The sequence below is a fragment of the Janthinobacterium sp. GW460-12-1-14-LB5 genome (assembly GCF_059423585.1).
Map to the genome: position 1 here is coordinate 62,359 of NZ_JBWKYD010000024.1, position 18,315 is coordinate 80,673.

15 protein-coding genes and 1 riboswitch are annotated in these 18,315 nt (G+C 65.9%); of the genes, 13 read left to right on the top strand and 2 right to left on the bottom strand.

Annotated features, from left to right (window positions below; translation table 11 throughout):
• Positions 1-44 precede the first annotated feature (44 nt).
• From AC07X6_RS22580 to hmgA, 7 genes are all read left to right on the top strand, one after another.
• On the top strand, positions 45-1,388 hold the full coding sequence (locus AC07X6_RS22580) for an MBL fold metallo-hydrolase (protein ID WP_494792463.1): 1,344 nt from the start codon (positions 45-47) through the stop codon (positions 1,386-1,388).
• 66 nt (positions 1,389-1,454) lie between these two features.
• A complete protein-coding gene (msrA, locus tag AC07X6_RS22585; protein ID WP_494792464.1) occupies positions 1,455-1,964 on the top strand; it encodes a peptide-methionine (S)-S-oxide reductase MsrA in 510 nt (169 codons plus the stop codon).
• Between the two features lie 18 nt (positions 1,965-1,982).
• Positions 1,983-2,801, top strand: coding sequence for a helix-turn-helix domain-containing protein (locus AC07X6_RS22590; RefSeq protein WP_230537484.1), 819 nt, complete (start codon positions 1,983-1,985; stop codon positions 2,799-2,801).
• A gap of 175 nt (positions 2,802-2,976) precedes the next feature.
• Positions 2,977-4,302: an MFS transporter gene (locus tag AC07X6_RS22595; RefSeq protein ID WP_494792465.1), complete on the top strand. Its 1,326-nt coding sequence runs from the start codon at positions 2,977-2,979 to the stop codon at positions 4,300-4,302.
• A 21-nt stretch (positions 4,303-4,323) separates the two neighbouring features.
• Positions 4,324-6,003, top strand: coding sequence for an FAD-dependent oxidoreductase (locus AC07X6_RS22600; RefSeq protein WP_494792466.1), 1,680 nt, complete (start codon positions 4,324-4,326; stop codon positions 6,001-6,003).
• Between the two features lie 12 nt (positions 6,004-6,015).
• The gene (locus AC07X6_RS22605) at positions 6,016-6,201 is read left to right on the top strand and encodes a hypothetical protein (protein WP_494792467.1); all 186 of its coding nucleotides are present in this window, start codon (positions 6,016-6,018) and stop codon (positions 6,199-6,201) included.
• Positions 6,198-7,502, top strand: coding sequence for a homogentisate 1,2-dioxygenase (gene hmgA, locus AC07X6_RS22610; RefSeq protein WP_494792468.1), 1,305 nt, complete (start codon positions 6,198-6,200; stop codon positions 7,500-7,502). The genes AC07X6_RS22605 and hmgA overlap by 4 nt, the downstream gene beginning before the upstream one ends.
• 11 nt (positions 7,503-7,513) lie before the next feature.
• Here the strand turns inward: hmgA and AC07X6_RS22615 are convergent, their stop codons facing one another.
• Positions 7,514-8,851, bottom strand: coding sequence for an LLM class flavin-dependent oxidoreductase (locus tag AC07X6_RS22615; RefSeq protein ID WP_494792469.1), 1,338 nt, complete (start codon positions 8,849-8,851; stop codon positions 7,514-7,516).
• Positions 8,852-9,008: 157 nt separating this feature from the next.
• Here AC07X6_RS22615 and AC07X6_RS22620 point away from each other — a divergent pair, with 157 nt between their 5' ends.
• From AC07X6_RS22620 to AC07X6_RS22640, 5 genes are all read left to right on the top strand, one after another.
• Entirely contained in the window at positions 9,009-10,199 is a 1,191-nt protein-coding gene (locus AC07X6_RS22620; RefSeq protein ID WP_494792470.1) for a sigma-54 interaction domain-containing protein, read from the top strand.
• A gap of 232 nt (positions 10,200-10,431) precedes the next feature.
• Positions 10,432-11,514: an LLM class flavin-dependent oxidoreductase gene (locus AC07X6_RS22625; RefSeq protein ID WP_494792471.1), complete on the top strand. Its 1,083-nt coding sequence runs from the start codon at positions 10,432-10,434 to the stop codon at positions 11,512-11,514.
• A 28-nt stretch (positions 11,515-11,542) separates the two neighbouring features.
• Entirely contained in the window at positions 11,543-12,697 is a 1,155-nt protein-coding gene (locus AC07X6_RS22630; protein WP_494792472.1) for an LLM class flavin-dependent oxidoreductase, read from the top strand.
• Positions 12,698-12,919: 222 nt separating this feature from the next.
• Complete coding sequence (locus AC07X6_RS22635) at positions 12,920-15,292, top strand: TonB-dependent receptor (protein ID WP_494792473.1); 2,373 nt, start codon at positions 12,920-12,922, stop codon at positions 15,290-15,292.
• 74 nt (positions 15,293-15,366) lie between these two features.
• Positions 15,367-15,528, top strand: a riboswitch (FMN riboswitch).
• 175 nt (positions 15,529-15,703) lie between these two features.
• Positions 15,704-16,207 (top strand): 6,7-dimethyl-8-ribityllumazine synthase, encoded by a 504-nt coding sequence (locus tag AC07X6_RS22640; RefSeq protein ID WP_230537493.1) that lies wholly within the window; start codon positions 15,704-15,706, stop codon positions 16,205-16,207.
• 70 nt (positions 16,208-16,277) lie between these two features.
• Here AC07X6_RS22640 and AC07X6_RS22645 read toward each other — a convergent pair whose 3' ends face one another.
• Positions 16,278-17,330, bottom strand: a complete 1,053-nt coding sequence (locus tag AC07X6_RS22645; protein ID WP_494792474.1) for an ABC transporter substrate-binding protein — start codon at positions 17,328-17,330, stop codon at positions 16,278-16,280.
• 228 nt (positions 17,331-17,558) lie between these two features.
• Here AC07X6_RS22645 and AC07X6_RS22650 point away from each other — a divergent pair, with 228 nt between their 5' ends.
• Positions 17,559-18,311 carry a class II aldolase/adducin family protein gene (locus AC07X6_RS22650; protein ID WP_474291539.1) on the top strand — a complete coding sequence of 251 codons (753 nt, stop codon included), beginning with the start codon at positions 17,559-17,561 and terminating at the stop codon, positions 18,309-18,311.
• Positions 18,312-18,315 lie beyond the last annotated feature (4 nt).

An 18,315-nucleotide genomic window follows, 5' to 3' on the forward strand; every position in this document is an offset into this window, starting at 1 on the left:
GTCCGACCCCGGCATTTCCGCCGTTGGGTTCTTTCCGATTTCCCATGCCCCTGAAAATCTCCCGCATCCTGCACGCCGGCTATGTCTTCGAATGCGAAGGCACGGCCATCGCCTTCGATCCCATCGTCGAAAATCCGTTCAGCCGCAACTGCCACGCCTTTCCGTCCGTGCGCTTCGACCTCGACGCCGTGCGCCGGCTGCGCTGGGATGCCGTCTTCATTTCGCACTTCCACGACGACCACTGCTCGCTCGACAGCCTCGATGCGCTGGACCGCGCCACGCCCATTTATCTGTATTGCGTCTTCGACGAATTGTTCGCGATGCTCCGCGCGCTCGGTTTTACGTCCGTCGAGCGGCTGCAGGTCGACGTGCCCGTGCGGGTGGGCGCCATCGAGGTGATCCCGCGCCGGGCGCTGGACGATGACGTCGATTCGCTGTTCCAGGTGCGCGCCGCCGGCCTGAATGTGCTCAACGTCGTCGACTCCTGGATCGGCCCCGAAACATTGGAACAGCTGGCCGCGTTCGCGCCCTGGGACATGGTCTTGTGGCCGTTCCAGACCATGCGCGAGATCGCCGTCATCGCGCCGTCGCAGGCGCAGCCTGGCCCGGTCGAGCTGCCCGACGACTGGGTGCCGCAGCTGCGCGCGCTGGCGCCCCGTTACCTGGTGCCCAGTTCCTGCCAGTTCGTGCAGGAAGACTGGTCCTGGTACAACCACGCGATGTTCCCGATTACTTACCGCCGCTTTGCCGATGAAATCGGCGCCGCGCTGCCCGATGCGCACATCTTCCGCCTCGACCCGTCGACGTCCGTGCTGCTCGATGCGCACGGGGTGAGCAGCGCCGAAACCTTGCCCTGGGTGCTCCCCGTGGGCCCGCAGGACGTGGATTTCGACTACCGCCCCGACGCGCTTGCGCCCGCCACGGCGGACATCGCGCGCCGTTTCGCCCCCTTGAGCGCCGCCGACACGGCGCTGGTGCTCGACTTCTGCCGCAATGGTTTGCTTGAGCGCTACCGCGACATGGAACTGCCCGACGACAGCTACTTCCAGCAACCGCGCCTGTGGCGATTGTCGCTGTACGGCCATGACGGCGCCGCCACCATCCTGCATTACCGCACGCATGGCGACCTGATCGACCTGGTGCCCGCCACCGGCGAAGCGCCCGGCTGGACCACCGAAGTGCCGCTGGTGAAATGCCACGCGGCGCTGGTGCTCGGTGAATCGCTGACGTCGATGTACATGCGCATCAATGATGGTCCTTTCGACGCGGCCGCGCGGGCCGCACTGGAAGAGGCCGATATCGTCGACGACCCCCTGATCCGCTGCCTGTTCAACGACGCCATCGGCGCCTACCAGGCGGCGCAGCTGAAGCGCTTGCTGGCCCGCTGAAGAAAACGCCGCGACAGGGTAAGATGGACGATACATACCAGTATCTCAGCTCAAGGAATGATCAACATGACACAAAACAACGAAACCGCGATCCTGGCCGGCGGCTGCTTCTGGGGCGTGCAAGACTTGCTGCGCCGCTATCCGGGCGTGATCGCCACGCGCGTGGGCTACAGCGGCGGCGACGTCGCCAACGCCACCTACCGCAACCATGGCACGCATGCGGAAGCGATCGAGATCATTTTCGACCCGACCGCCATCAGCTACCGCAAGATCCTGGAATTCTTCTTCCAGATCCACGACCCCAGCACGGAGAACCGCCAGGGCAACGACCGCGGCACCAGCTACCGTTCGGCCATCTTCTACACCAGCGATGAGCAAAAGCGCGTGGCAGAAGAGACTATCCGCGACGTCGACGCGTCCGGCCTGTGGCCCGGCAAGGTGGTGACGGAAGTGGCGCCGGCCGGCCCGTTCTGGGAAGCGGAACCCGAGCACCAGGATTATCTGCAGCGCTTGCCGCACGGCTACACCTGCCATTACATCCGGCCGGACTGGGTCTTGCCGCAGCGTCAACAATAAGCGCCGGGGGAGACGGCCATGCGCTATTGGCAGGTGGAACGGCGGCAGGCGGAAGGGCAGCTGGACCTGGGGCGCGCCCTCGATCTGGTGGCGGCCATCGGCCATGCCGACGTGAATGCCATGGCGGGCGCCATCCTGAAAACGGCCGGCACGGCCGCTTCCATCGCCCAGTGCACGATCTTTGCTTATGAATTCGGCAACCGGCCCCGCACGGTGGCCGTGGCCGACCGGCGGGGCGGGCGTTTCTTGCAGGATATCGCCGACAGCTACGCGCGCCATTACTATGCACTCGACGGCAACCAGAGCGTCATCGCGCCGGCCCGCCAGCCGAAGCTGGACCCCGCCATCGTGCTGCACCAGCAAGCGAGCGACGAGATCCGCCATCCCGGCTACCGCGCCGTCTGTTATCAAAAGCCGAATGTCTCGGACCGGCTGTCGCTGCTGGTGCAGCCGGCCGGCGATATCTGGCTGTCCGTCAATTTCTACCGCGACAGCAGCCAGGGCCAGTTCCAGCCCGCCGAGATCGCCGGCATCGAAACCCTGTCGCCGCTGTTTGCCCATGCCGTCAAGCATCATTACAGCTTGAAGGGGCAAGCCACGCAGGGCGTCGCGCCCATGCTGCTGGCCCGGCTGCGCCTGCATGGCCCGCAACTGAGCAAGCGCGAACTCGACGTGCTGCGCGGCGTGCTCGAGGGGCTGACGGCCGTGGAAATCGCCGAGACCATGGGCGTGCAACCGTCCAGCGTGATCACGTACCAGAAGCGCGCCTATAAGCGCCTGGGCATTTCCAGCCAGCGGCAACTGTTTGCGCTGTGCATGGCGCCAGCGCCTGTCTAATCCCTTGGACGTAGGGATGGCTCCGCCTTTTTGACAGTTTTAGCCGCGAAACGTCCCCAAAATGGGGACAGCCGCCGGCATCGTCGTCTGCATACTGTGTTGCAAGCCGGGATCACCCGGCCGCTCTCACCCAATAAAATCAACAAGGGGAGGGCGACACCTTATGGAGACAAGCATGCCCCCCGCCACACAAGCCACCACTGCGCCCGTCCTCGACGCGGCCACCGACCAAATGGAACAGCAGGTGATGCGCAAGGTATCGCGCCATCTGCTGGGTTTTCTGTTCCTGCTGTTCGTGTTTTCCTTTCTTGACCGCATCAACATCGGCTTCGCCGGCCTGACCATGATGCAAGACCTGGGCCTGTCCGGCACCCAGTTCGGCTTTGCCACCACGCTGTTTTACATCGCCTACATCGCTTGCAGCATCCCCAGCAACATCGTGCTGGCCCGCATCGGCGCCCGTAAATGGATCGGCTCCATGATGATCGCCTGGGGCCTGGCCTCGACGGCGACCCTGTTCGCCAGCGGCCCGGCCAGCCTGTATGCGCTGCGCTTTTTGGTCGGCGTGACGGAAGCGGGCTTTCTGCCCGGCATGCTGCTGTACCTCACGTACTGGTTTCCCAGCGCCTACCGGGCGCGCGCCAATGCCCTGTTCATGATCGCCATGCCCGTGACGGCCGCCATTGGTTCGGCCTTGTCCGGCCTGATCCTGGGGCTGGACGGCCACTGGGGTTTGAAGGGCTGGCAATGGCTATTCTTGCTCGAAGGCATGCCTTCCGTGCTGCTGGGCCTGGCCGTGTATGGCTACCTCGACGACGCACCGGGCAAGGCGAGCTGGCTCACCAGGCTGGAGCAGCAGGTGCTGGCGCGCATGCTGGCAGCCGAGCAGAAACCTGTTGCGCCGCAGCAAAAAACGTCGGTGCTGGCGGAAATGCTGTCGCCCACGGTATTGAAATTCGGCGTCGCCTATTTTTGCCTGGTGAATACCCTGGCGATGGTGGCCGTGTGGACGCCGCTGATCGTGAAAAGTTTCAATAGCAACGCCAGCAACACGCAGATCGGCTTGCTGGCCGCCATCCCGCAAGTGTGCACCGTGATCGGCATGATCGCCTGGGGCCGCCGCTCGGACCGCCTGCAGGAACGCCGCTGGCACATCGTCTGGCCCATGCTGCTGTCGGCGGCCGGCTGGCTGTTCACCGCGTATGCCGCCAACCCCATCGTGCAACTGCTGGGCGTGTGCATGGCCTCGACGGGCGCTTATACCGCCATGTCCGTCTTCTGGACCACGCCGGATCGTGCGCTGAGCCTGGGCGCGCGCGCCATCGGCATCGCCGTCATCAATGCCACGGGCAATATCGGCTCGGCCCTGAACCCCGTCGTCGTGGGCTGGCTGAAGGATGTCACGCACAGCTTTGCCACGGGCTTGCTGTACGCCAGCGTGCTGCTGGTGGCGGGCGCGGCCATCGTGCTGACCCTGCCGATTGCGCGCAGCAGCAAATAATATTGTTGAAGAGGAAACATCATGAGCGATACATTCCACCCTTATCCCCATGTGCCGAAAGTGTATCCGTCCGGCAAGCCTGTCGGCACCGGCACGCAGCACGTGCCCGTGCTGATCGTCGGCGGCGGTCCCGTGGGCCTGGCCACGGCCCTGGGCCTGGCGCGCCACGGCGTGCGCTCGGTGCTGATCGAGGCGGACGACGGCGTCTGCACGGGCAGCCGCGCCATCTGCATTTCGCGGCGCAGCCTGGAAATCATCGACCGCCTCGGTGCGCTCGACGGTTTTTTGAGTAAAGGCTTGGCGTGGGCGGGCGGGCGCAGCTTTTACCGCGACGAGGAAGTGCTGCACTTTACGATGCCGCAAGACGCGAACCAGAAATTGCCGCCGATGGTCAACCTGGCGCAATACCATATCGAGCAATTCCTGCTCGATGCGGCCGAGCGCCAGCCGGAATTGATCGATATCCGCTGGCAGACGCGCGTCACGGGCGTGCAGCAGCGCGCCGACGGCGCCACGGTCACGGTGGCCACGCCCGATGAAACCTACACCATCGACGCGGACTGGCTGGTGGCGGCCGATGGCGGGCGCAGCGCCGTGCGCGAGGCGCTGGGCTTGAAACTCCAGGGCACCAGCTATGAAGGCCGTTATGTCATCGTCGATATCCACCTGAAAAGCGGGCGTCCGACGGAGCGCCTCGCATATTTCGACCCGCCGTCGAACCCCGGCTCGACCGTGCTGGTGCACAAGCAGCCCGACGATATCTGGCGCATCGATTACCAGCTGCGCGACGACGAGGATGCGCAGGCGGCCGTGCTGCTGGAAAACGTGGCGCCCCGCGTGGACAGCCTGCTGGCCATGATGGGGGAGACTGCCCCGTGGCATCCCGTGTGGATCACCATTTATAAAGCCAACGCCTTGACCCTGGACAAATACCGGCACGGCGCCGTGCTGTTCGCGGGCGATGCGGCCCACCTGGTGCCCATCTTCGGCGTGCGCGGCGCCAATTCCGGCATCGACGACGCGGACAACCTGGCCTGGAAGCTCGCCTACGTCGTCAAGGGCCAGGCGCCGGATAGCTTGCTCGACAGCTATTCGGACGAGCGCGTATTCGCCGCCCGTGAAAACCTGCGCCACGGCACCAAAAGCACGGAATTCATGGCGCCGCCCACGTTCGCTTTCGAGCTGATGCGCACGGCCGTGCTGGGCCTGGCGGGCAGGCATGCGCATGTGCGCTCGCTGATCAACCCGCGCCAGACCAGCGCCATCGCGTATTCGCAATCAGCCTTGAATGCGCCCGATAGCGAGACGTTTGCCGCCGGCCCCGCGCCGGGCACGGTCTTGCCCGAGTGCCCGCTGGCGCTGCCGCACAACGGCGGGCAAAAAGCGCGGTATATTACCGATTTGCTGAAACGTGCGGATGGCCATTTTACGGGACTGTACTTCAGCGACGATGGCGCCGTACCGGCCGAACTGCTGGCGCTGGGCGACAGCTTGCCGTTGACGACCGTGGCGATCGCCGGCAGCGGGGAGCAAGGGAGCGCCTGGGATCATACGGCGCAAGTATGCTCGCTATTCGACGCGCAGCCCGGCACGTTTTATCTCGTGCGCCCGGATGGGCACGTGCTGGGGCGCTGGCGGCAAGTGCGGGCGGGGCAGGTGGCGGCAGCGCTGGCGGCGGTCGGCATCGCCCAATCAAAGTAACAAGGAGACAACATGACCGATATCGAACTAGATAATTTGTACACGGAGCTGTGCCACACCATGGGCGGCCTGGGCGAACAGCGCTCGCCCTTGTTCCTCGCCCGCTTCGCCTTGCTGGCCATGGGCACCATCGGCCGGGCCGATGTGGTGCAGGGCTTGCTGCGCGACGCGGCCGACGGCTTGGCGGAGGGCGCATGATAGGCGCCGGCTACCAAAGCGGCTTCGGCAACGAATTTGCCACGGAAGCCATCGCCGGCGCCTTGCCGCAGGGGCAGAATTCGCCGCAGCGGGCGCCGCTGGGCCTGTACGCGGAACAATTGTCGGGCACGGCCTTCACGGCGCCGCGCGCGCAGAACCGGCGCTCGTGGCTGTACCGCATCCGCCCGGCCAGCCAGCATCCGCCATTCACTTTGCTGCAGAATACCCGCATCGTCAGCGATTTTCACGCCATGCCCCCCACGCCGCCGAACCAGTTGCGCTGGGACCCGCTGCCGCTGCCCGACAGTGCCACGGCGGTGGACTTCATCGACGGCTGGCAAACGATGGCCGGCAATGGCAGCGCCGAAGCGATGAGCGGCTGCGCCATCCACGTGTACGCGGCCAACCGCTCCATGCAGCGCTTCTTTTACTCGGCCGACGGCGAATTGCTGGTCGTGCCGCAGGAGGGAAGGCTGGCGATTGCCACGGAACTGGGACTGATCGAGCTGGAGCCGCAGGAAATCGCCGTGATTCCCCGTGGCGTGCGCTTCCGCGTGACCCTGCCGGACGGCGCGGCGCGCGGCTATGTGTGCGAAAACTTCGGCACGGCTTTCCGCTTGCCGGACATGGGGCCGATCGGCTCGAACGGCCTGGCCAACAGCCGCGACTTCCTCACGCCGCACGCGGCGTATGAAGATATCGACGGCGAATGCGAACTGCTGGCCAAGTTCGGCGGCCACCTGTGGCGCACCACGCTCGACCATTCGCCGCTGGACGTGGTGGCCTGGCACGGCAATTATGCGCCGTATAAATACGATTTGCGCCGTTTTAATGTCATCGGCTCGATCAGCTACGACCATCCCGACCCGTCGATCTTCCTCGTGCTGCAGGCGCCGAGCGAAAATCCGCTGTTCGGCGCCATCGACTTCGCCATCTTCCCGCCGCGCTGGCTGGCAGCCGAACACACGTTCCGCCCGCCCTGGTTCCACCGCAACGTGGCCAGCGAATTCATGGGGCTGATCCATGGCGTGTACGACGCCAAGGCGGCCGGTTTCGTGCCGGGCGGCGCCAGCCTGCACAACTGCATGTCCGGCCACGGCCCCGATGCGCAAACGTTCGAGAAGGCCTCGCACAGCGACACGTCCGCGCCCGTGAAAGTGGGCGACACCATGGCTTTCATGTTCGAGACGCGCACCATCCTCAAGCCCACGCCGTTCGCGCTGGACGGCGGCTTGCTGCAAAGCGACTATTTCGAGTGCTGGCAAGGCTTGCGCAAGCATTTTGATCCGGATCAAGCCTAGTCTAGCCTTGGTCAGGCGGCCCGCTCCCGCCCCAGCGTATGCGGGTTGGCGGGCCGCGCCAGTCTCAGGTGGCCGCGCAGGGTGCTGGCCGCATACTCGGTGCGGAACAGGCCGCGCCGCTGCAGTTCCGGCACCACCAGCCGCGTAAAGTCCTCGAAGCCTTGCGGCAGCAGGGGCGGCACGACGTTGAAGCCGTCCGCGCCCCGTTCCACGAACCACTGCTCCATCACGTCGGCCACCGTCTTGACGGAGCCGATCGCTTGCAGGTGGCCGCGCGCCACGCGAAAGCGCAGCACCAGCTGGCGCAAGGTCAGGTGCTCGCGGCGGGCCAGCTCCAGCTGCTGTTGAAAACGTCCCTTGCCGTTGTCGCCCGCCTGGTAGGGCAGGTCGGGCAGGGGGCCGTCGAGCGGATAGCCGGACAAGTCGAAGCCGCCAAATTCCAGCTTGCTGAAGTCGACCAGCGCCTGCAGCTCGCCAAACTGGTCCTGCGCCTCCTGGTCCGACTCCGCCACCACGACGGACAGGCCTGGAGTGACTTTCAATTGATCTTCGGCGCGGCCATATTTCGCCATGCGGCCTTTCACGTCCGCGTAATACGCCTGCGCCACGGGCAGCGAGGTGGCGGAGCAGTACACCATTTCGGCCAGCCGCGCGGCAAATTCGCGGCCCGTCTCGGAATTGCCCGCCTGGACCAGCACGGGGTGGCCCTGCACGGGGCGGGGCAAGTCCAGCAAGCCTTGCGAGGCGAAATACTCGCCCCGGAAATCGAGCGCATGGCCCGCGGCCGGCTGGTAGAACTGGCCGCCGGCGCGGTCTGGCCGGTCGAAGGCATCGTCGTCCCAGCTGTCCCACAGGGCCTTGGACAGGGCGACGAATTCATCGGCGCGCGCATAGCGCTGCGCGTGGTTGCGCGGCGCATCGATGCCGAAATTGCGCGCCGTATGCTCGGCGAATGAGGAAACGACGTTCCAGCCCGCGCGCCCGCCGCTCAGGTGGTCGAGCGAACTGAATTTGCGCGCCACGTGATACGGGTGCTCGTAATTCGTGTTGACGGTGGCGATCAGACCGATGTGGCTGGTGACGGCGGCAATCGCCGACAGCAGCGTGAAGGGTTCGAACGGCAGGCCGATGGCGGCGCGGCCCGTGTCCGGCGTGACGTCGCCCGAGCGGCCGATGAAGTCGGCGATGAAAAAGCTGTCGAACCTGGCCGCCTCGGCCAGCCTGGCGGCGCGCAGCCACCAGGCCAGGTCGGGCCGTCCGCTGGCGCTGGCGGATGGATGGCGCCAGGCGGCCGGATGGTGGCCGTGGCGCTGCAAAAAAACGTTCAGGACGAGCTGGCGTGCTGGCATGGGGGAAGCTCCGTGGTGGGTTGGCGACATGATCTGCGTCAATGCCGATGCAAGCTTCGGGCCAGCAAGGGGCCAGCGCCCGCATATGCAAAATCCGGATAAGCTAGCGCGGCACCATTCGTTCACGCCGGCAGATGGCGCGCGGTATAGTCGGCCCATGGAACTCTTAGCCCACAACTTCAGCAGCGATTTCGCGCGCAGCGCCCACCTTGCCCGTGGCGCCAGCGCCGACGATGATGGTGCGCTCGTCGCCTTCCGCGACCCGCAGCAAATGAGCTTGCTGGTGCGCGCCACGGCCTTTGTCTTTGCCGACCCCCGTTCGCGCCAGTTGCATGAACTGATCGAACGCATCGCGCCCAGCGAGGCGACGGTGCTGATCACGGGCGAGACGGGGACGGGAAAAGAGCTGATTGCGCGCCACGTGCACGGCTTGAGCGGGCGCGCCGAGCAGACTTTCGTGGCGATCAACTGCGGCGCGTTTTCCGAAACCCTCGTCGAGAGCGAACTGTTTGGCTATGAAAAGGGCGCATTTACGGGCGCGCAGCAGGGCAAACCGGGCTGGTTCGAGACGGCCAGCGGCGGCACCCTGTTCCTCGACGAGATCGGCGACTTGCCGCTGGCGATGCAGGTCAAGCTGCTGCGCGTGCTGCAGGAGCGCGAAGTGGTGCGCCTGGGCGCGCGGCGCGCCATCCCCATCGACGTGCGCCTGATCGCCGCCACCAACGTGGACCTGGCCGAAGCCGTACGGGCCGGGCGCTTCCGCGAAGACCTGTATTACCGGCTGCAGGTGATCGGCCTGCCGCTGCGGCCCCTGCGCGAACGCCCGGGCGACATCATGCCGCTGACGCGCCACTTCATGGCCATCTATGCGCAGCGCCTGCACCTGGGCGAGGTCGAGCTGGACCTTGATGCGCAACAAGCCTTGCTGGCCTATCCATGGCCGGGAAATATCCGCGAACTGGAAAACGTCATCCACCGCGCGCTGCTCGTCTGCCGCAGCGGCGTCGTGCGCGCCGAGGACCTGAGCTTGTCGGGCTGGCACCGCGCTCCGGCGCCCGCGTCCGCCCCTGTACCCGTGCCGGACGCCTGGGCCGGCGGCGCCGACATCGCCTACGCGGCCCACGGCGCAGCGGGCCAGGACGATTTATTGGCCGCCGAGCGCTTTGCCCGCGCCTGGCAAGCCTTGCTTGACTCGGGCGAGGCCGTGGAATTCGAAGCGATACAGCAGGAACTGGTGCGCGCCGCGTGGGAGCGCAATGAGCGCAACCAGGTGCGCACGGCGAAACACCTGAACCTGAGCCGCAACATCCTGCGCACTTTCCTGAAAAAGGCGGGCGCCATCGACTAATCCTGCACTTCAATCCTGAAGCCGGACCCGCAGCGCTGCGGCTCCGGCTTTTTTCATGGCTGCTGCGCGCGCAGCAATCTGCTGCCATGGATGCAGCTGATTGCTGCCAAATCAACAAAGAATGGCGCCGGCGGACCCACGGGGCATGGCATGTTTTCTGCGAGGAGGGAAGGGCAGGCCGCTGCGCCAATGTGCAGCGGTGTTTTCTTCGACCCACGACAGGAGTCCATGCATGACCATCGAATTCATCTGGCAATTGCCCACCAGCGGCGACGGCCGTTATGCGGCGCCCGGCATCACGCGCAGGGGCGAACGGGCCGCTGGCGCGCCCAGCCCCCTGCAGGCGGGCGTGAGCGACCCGCGCGGCGCGCGTCCGCCCTTCAATTACTTCGACTACCTGCACCAGATCGCCCGCGCGGCCGACCTTTCCGGCTTCGACGGCATCCAGATACGCCACGATACGCAGGGCGATGAAAGCTGGATCGTCGCGGGGTATTTGGCCCGCAGCACGCGCCATCTGAAACTGATCGCCGAATTCGACGCGGCCTGGGGTTCGGCCGTGTATGCGGCAAAGAACGCCGTCAGCTTCCAGCGCTTCACGGGCGGACGCTTCGCCTGGCAGATCGGCCATGGCGGCGATGCGGCAGCGCGCCGGCGCCAGGGCGATGCGGCGCCCGACGCCGAGATCCTGCCCCGCATCGATGAATTCATCACGGTGGCGCGCGGCGTGCAAAGTACGTCGCCGTTCAGCTTCAAGGGCAGGTTCTTCGAAGTGCAGGATGGCGGCTTCAAGGGTCCGCTGGCGAACCACCGTGTCAACGGCATCTACCTGACGGGCGACAGCCCCGAGGCGCTGGCCTTGTCGGCGCGCCAGGCCGACGTGCACGTCTTCGATGCGGCGCCCGTGGCGGACTTGCAGCCTTCCATCGGCAGCCTGCAAGCGCAGGCGCGCCAGCTGGGCCGCGCCGTGGCGGCGGGTTTGCGCATCGACGTGCTGGCCCGTGAAACGTTCGACGAAGCCTTGCGCGACGCCCGGCGCTACCGCAGCGGCGCCGGGCTACCTGACGATGCGCCCTTCGATGACCGTGCCGCCGCCTTCTGGCCCGGCTTTGCGCAAGCGCAGACGGGTGCCCACGGGGCCCTGGTGGGCAGTTATGCGCAGGTGGCCGCCGCGCTGCAAGCGTACGCGCAGGCGGGCGTGTCGAGCTTCGTGCTGGCGGCCATCCCCCATTTCGAGGAGGCCTACCGCATCGGCGAACACGTATTGCCAGCCTTGCGCGCATCGTTGACGGCATCCGCGCTGCAAGCGGCTTGAATCCACATTATTTGAAGGAGTACCCCTGATGGCAATCGATTTTTTCTGGCGCATCCCCACGCATGGCGAACCGGGTTCGCACCGCGCCCGCACGCCGTTTCGCGGCGACTGGTTCCCCGGCAATGACAACCTGCGCCAGGCCGGTCTCGGTGGCGGCGGCGCCGACGGTTTTACGTATATCGACTACCTGGCGGAGATCGCCCGAGCGGCCGAACTATCGGGCTTCCAGGGCGGCCTGATTCCGTCCTTTCCCATGACGGATGAACCATGGGCCATTTCCGCACTGCTGGCGCGCGAGACGCGCACCTTCCGCTTCATGATCCCGTTCCAGCCCGGCTTTCTGAACCCCGTGGTGGCCGCGCGCATGACGGCCAGCCTGCAGCGGGCCACGGGCGGGCGCGCCCTGTACAACGTCATCACGGGCGGCGGCGGCCCGGCGCAGCTGTGGTGGGGCGATGCGGCCGGCCACGACGACCGCTACACGCGCACGACGGAATTCCTCGACGTGGTGCGCGGCGTGTGGCGCGGCGGGCCGTTTTCCTACCAGGGCAAGTTCTACCAGGTGGAAGACGCGGGCCTGGCCACGCCGTTGTCGGAGCAGGACTTCCCCGAGATCTATTTTTCCGGTTCCTCCGACGCGGCCCTCGGTTCGGCCTCGAAGCACGCCGATTACTACCTGACGTGGCTGGAACCGTTCGAGCAGCTGCGCGAAAAATTCGCCCGTGTGCATGAAAGGACGGCGCTGCTGGGGCGCAAGATCAAGTGCGCCGTGCGCGTCGACATCGTCGCCCGCGCCACGGAGGAAGAGGCGTGGGACGAGGTGCGCAAGGGGTTTGACGCCGTCGACGCGGCCACCCTGCGCCAGTTCCTCGGTGCCGATGGCGGCGATTCCGTGGGCGCGGCGCGCCAGCGCGGCAACCGCCCGGCCACCTTGAACAGCTACAAGGACTTGATCACGGCGCCGAACATCTGGTCCGGTTTTAATCTGCTGCGCGGCGGGCAGACGCAGGGCATCGTCGGCAGCTACCAGCAGGTGGCCGAACGCCTCGATGAACTGGTGCAGCTGGGCGCCGACGCCTTCATCCTGGCCAGCACGCCGCACCTGGAAGAAGCGTACCGCGTGGGCGAGGAAGTGCTGCCCCTCGTGCGCGGCCACACGGCGGCACTGCTGCGCGCCGCCTGATCCTTTCCCCTGTTGCCGCGACAGCAGCGCCACCGCCTGCTGTCGCGCAGGCAGCACGCGGCACCGGCGCTGCTGCCAAATCAACAGCGCTATCATGACGATACTCTTCCTTTGAAATCAAATACTTACGTTCTGTTTTGCTGCGCTGCGGCAGCGGGCATGCGCCTTGCAATACTGGTCATCACCATCTCGCGTTTTGACTTTACTCAAGGATAATCACCCATGCGCCGTTCGACTGCTCCCGCCGACTCTTCCCCATTTCCTTTCCACCTGACGCCAGTGCGCCGCGCGCTGCGCTCGGCCTTCGCCATCGGCGGCCTGATGCTCGCCCCAGGTCTGGCCCATGCGGAAACGCCTGGCGCCGATGTCATTGCCGCGGCCGACGCCAATGGCTCGGGCGAGGGCGCCTCGCTGCAATCGGTGACGGTGACGGCGCAAAAGCGCGAGGAATCGGCACAGAAGGTGCCCAGCGCGATCACGGTGTTAGGCGGCAAGGAGCTGCTCGACACGGGCATCGGCCGCTCGGCCAGCGAAATCCTCAATTACGTGCCGAATGCCTCGGCCGGCACGCAGCAGCACGGCCGCCCGCGCTGGTGGATACGCGGCGTGGGCGCGGGCCAGCAGCAGGTGGACTTTCCGAATCCCGTCGGCTTCTACCTTGATGACGTCTACATCAGCAATTCCAGCGCCACGGGCTTTCCCCTGTTCGACCTGGACCGGGTGGAAGTGCTGCGCGGCCCGCAAGGCACCCTGTGGGGCAAGAACACGACGGGCGGCGCCATCAACGTGATCTCGCGCAAACCCTCGTTCAAATCCAGCGGCTACGCCAAGCTTGACTACGGCAGCTACGACACCACCGTGGCCGAAGGCGCCATCGGCGGCGCGCTGATCGACGAGGTGCTGGCGGGGCGGCTGTCCTTCCATACGGAGCAGCAGGACAAGGGCCGCTTCCACAACCAGTTTACGGGCGAACGCGATGGAAAACTCAAGGACAGCGCCATCCGCGGCCAGCTCAAGGCCCTGATCGGGCGCGACCTGACGGCGAATCTGAACCTGCATTACCGCGACTACACGACCAAGGGCGCCACCACGACCGTGGCCAGCTATGGCGCCAATGGCGTGTACCGCAACGGCTACGTCCCCAGCACGAATCCCGACGACGTCAGCACGAATGCGCCGGCCGACAGCGACGTGCAACAGGGCGGCGCCCAGCTGAACCTCGAATATGCGCTGGGCGAAGTGACCCTCACTTCCATCACGGGCTATGAAAATTTCAGGAACGAAGCCACGGGCGACAGCGACAATACGCCGCTGGAAGTGGGCCGCAGCCGTTCCAAGGCCAGCAGCCGGCAAGTGTCGCAGGAGCTGCGCCTGACGTCTCCGCAGAACGGCGCCGTGAGCTGGGTGGCGGGTCTGTTCTACTTCAATGAAAAGATCGATGCCGATTCGGCCGGCGCGCGCCTGCCCAACGGCACCGTGCCGGCGCTGGCGGGCAGCACGCAGCCCGTCGGCTACAACCGCACCATCTACCAGCACAAGGCGCGCAGCGCGGCCATCTTCGGCAGCACCACCGTCAACTTCAGCGAGCAGCTGCTGTCCACGTTCGGCTTGCGCTGGACGACGGAAACCAAGGACCTGGACTTGCAGCGCGTGCAGGCCGTCTCGAACACGGTGACGTTCGGCGATGCGGCCAACTGGTGGAACACGGTCCGGGGCGGCAATTACACGGCCGCCTCCGTGGCCAACAACAATTTCACGTCGAATCCATCGACCACGTGGAACGCGCTGACGTATGACGTGACGCCCGAATACCGCTTCAGCCGCACCCTGCGCGGCTACCTGAAGTACGCGCACGGCATCAAGTCCGGCGGCTACAACACCAGCGCCACGGACGTGCGCGCGCTGAACACGGTGAAGCCGGAAACCCTGAACTCGTTCGAGGCGGGCATCAAGTCCGAATGGCTGGACGGGCGTTTGAATTTCAACGCCAACGTTTTTCACTATGATTACAAGAACGTGCAGGTGAATATCACGGGCGTGTACAACGGCGACCCCACGCAAAGCGTCAATTACCTGCAGAACGTGCGCAAGGCCCACGTCAACGGCGCGGAATTCGAGATCGAGGCGCAGCCGACGGACAACCTGCACGTCAATGCCAACCTGGGCCTGCTGCGCACGGAATTCGACGATTTCGCCATCCAGAACAATGGCGGCGACCGCTCCGGCAACGAATTCGTGCGCTCGCCCCACGTGACGGCCCTGCTGGCGGCCGATTACCGCTACCCGCTGGGCAATGGCGCGCAACTGGTCTTCAGCGGCGACGTGCGCTACACGTCGAAGCAGTACTACTATGTCGACCCGCAAAATGCCGCGCGCAACCTGCTGAACCAGGGCGGCTTCGCGCTGGCCAACGCCCGCCTGTCGTACGTGCTCCCGGGCGGCAAGCAGCGCATCACGGCGTATGCGAACAACCTGGCCGACAAGGTCTACCGCAACCACACGCTTACCAGCTTCGTGCCCGGCGCCGTCAACGGCGACACGGTGATCATCGGCCAGGGCCGCACAGTGGGCGCGTCGTACACGCTGCAGTTCTGACCGCGCAGGGCAGAGGCAGGGGCGATATGCTATAGTCGCCGGGCATGGCTGCCGCACCCGCTGCGCTGGCCATGCAACGTTCTCAGGGCGGGGTGCGATTCCCCACCGGCGGTAATGGCATGCGTGCCTAGCCCGCGAGCGCTTGCCGGCACGGTCTTCGGGCCATGACGGCAAGGTCAGCAGACCTGGTGTGATTCCGGGGCCGACGGTATAGTCCGGATAAAGAGAGAGCGGGATGGCATCATTGTGTCGACGCCGGCATCCGCCCGGCGCATGGACGGCCTGCGTTTGCCGTCGGTGCGTCTGCGCGCGTGCCTGCATGCGCAGTTGGGCGTGGCTTTCATGCGCCCGTCATATCCCCTTCGATCCGATGCCCTGTTTTTATTATTCTTGAAAACAGGAGTCTTTTATATGTCACAAGCATCACACGCAACACCAGCCAAACGCATCGCCTTCATCCAGGCGGGCTGGCACCGCGACATCGTCGCGCAATGCAGGCTGTCGTTTATCGCGGAAATGGCCGCGCTGGGCTTCGCCGAGAGCGATATCGACGTCATCGACGTCGCCGGCGCCTTTGAAATCCCCCTGCATGCGCAAGTGCTGGCCAAAAGCGGCCGGTACGCGGCGATTGCCGCTTCCGCCCTGGTGGTGGACGGCGGCATCTACCGCCATGATTTCGTCGCCGATGCCGTCATTTCCGGCATGATGCAGGTGCAGCTGGCGACGGGCGTGCCCGTGCTGTCGGCCGTGCTGACCCCGCACCACTTCCATGCGGGCCAGGAGCACCAGGCATTCTACTTCCAGCACTTCAAGGTCAAGGGCGTGGAACTGGCGACGGCCTGCGCCGCCACCATCCATTCGCTGCAGCGGCTGGCGCAACCGGCCAGCGCGCCGCAGGCGGCGCTGGCAGCCTAGCAGCCGGCCTGCCGTGAATCGATAGTGCCTGTGGGGCCAGCACATGTTGCCATGGGCTGGCCCCATTTCCTTATGCCGCCTGCCGCAGCAGCGCGTCGAGCCTGCGCTGCGCCTCTTCCAATGGCCGGCGGTCGATCCAGCTGTCGATGTCGACGTCGCGGTCGAGAAAACCGTGCTGCAATTGAAAATCCTTCTGCTGGCGGAACAGCGCCACCTTGTCGTCGGACAGGTCGGGCGCCAGGGTCAGGTGAAAACCGTCGCGGTAGGCTTCGGCCACGGCGTCGGCGCCGGCCCGCGTCTCGCCCTGCAGGATGGCCAGCACATCTTCTTTGTGGCTGCGCGCCCAGTGCGCGGCGCGCAAGGTCTGCGTCAGGAAGCGCACGACCAGCTCGAAATGCTGTTCCAGCATGGATGCATGCACGGTGATCGGGCGCGGCGTGCCGTTGTTGACGCGGAAGCGCCGGTCGGGCAGGGCGTCGATGGCTATGCCCACTTCCAGCCCCGCCGCGCGGGCCGCCTCGGCCGCCGCCGCGCCTTTCACGTAGACGGCGTCGACTTCGCCGCGCAAGAGCGGGCCTATGCCTTGCCACAGGCCCGCGCCCAGATTGGCCGATGCCTGGGCGTCGGCACCCACTTCCACCAGCCGCACGTCGTCGAGCGTGAGGCCGGCCGATGCCAGCACGCCCTTGTAGCCGGCCAGGCTCATGCCGCGCGCGATGCTGCGCCCGCGCCGGTTCTCGCGCAAGTCTTCGGCGCGGAACACGGGCAGCGCCAGGCGCTTGCCCTGCAGCTGCGCGGGCGTGGCGATGCCGGAACCGGGGCGCACGAGGATGGCTTGCCATTCGTCGATCCAGGTCAGGCCGATCAGACGCGTGGGCGCCCCTTGCGCGCGCGCGGGCAGGGCCAGCAGGTTGCCCCCTTCGCGCACGAGCGTGGACAAGCCATGGTCGTAGTGGTGGCGCGCCAGCTCGCCGCCCACTTCCTGCAGCGTCTTTAACGCGATGCCGTCGCGGGCGAATTCCTCGTCCAGCCAGCCAAGCTTGTAGGCCAGGCCCGTGGCCGTGGGCACGGGACAGCGGGTGAACCAGACGGTATCGACGGCGGGGGCGGTTGCGGTAGTCATGGGATTCTTTCGTGGTGGGTGGAGCCTGTAATCGTGCAGGAAACGTGCCCGCGCCGCTTGCTGGCTTGCCGACAGCCGCTGCGCACAACGCTGCTGCCGCGCCAGCAGCCGCTGTTGCGCAGGCAGCAGCGCTCCGCCATTTTTGCGGCCCCGGCGCTGGCACGCGTCTTGCGAAAGTAGACGGTAGACGAAACCCGGTCTCAACCTCTTTACCGAATGGAGCATGACATGACGGACGTGGCACAAGCACAAGCACCAGAGCAAGTACAAACCCAGGAGTTGACGGCGGCCGAACTGGCCTTCGTGGAGCAGGTGCGGCGCGATGCGCAGACCGCCTTCGACGGCTTGCGCGAGACGGGCAGTCTGACGGCCAACGGCACGGTGGGCTTTGTCGAGCGCACGCCCGCTGGCGACAAGGTGGTGGTGGTCAACGATCCCGGCCCGTTCCGCCGCGGCCAGCCCCTGAAGGCGGCCGTGCTGGCGCTGGACGGCACGGTGCTGCTCGGCGACGCCAACAACGGCGGCGCACGCTATTTAAAGCTGTTCCGCGAGCGGCCCGAGGTCACGTCGATCTCGCACGTGCACTCGCCATCGCTGGGCGCGTGGGCGCAGACGCACCGCACCCTGCCGATCCGCTACGTGCCCGTGCAGCGCTACCAGCTGGTGCGCGAAATCCCCATCTATATCGACCGCCGCCAGCCGGAAGTCGATTTCATCCTCGGCGAAATCGCCCGCAATACGCATGCCACGGCCATCCTGGAAGCGAACGGCGGCGCCACCGTGTGGGGCAAGCAGGGCTTGCTGCAGCTGGCCGAATTCATCCTGCTGCTGGAAGAGGGCGCGCAGATCCAGATCGCGGCCGAAGCCATCGGCGGTTCGCGCGACTTCGGTCCCGGCGTGCTGCTGCAGCAATGGAAGATGAGCAAGCTGATCGACACGGCGCGCGCGCTGTCCTTGTTGCCTGCCACCGACCTGGTGTAACCCT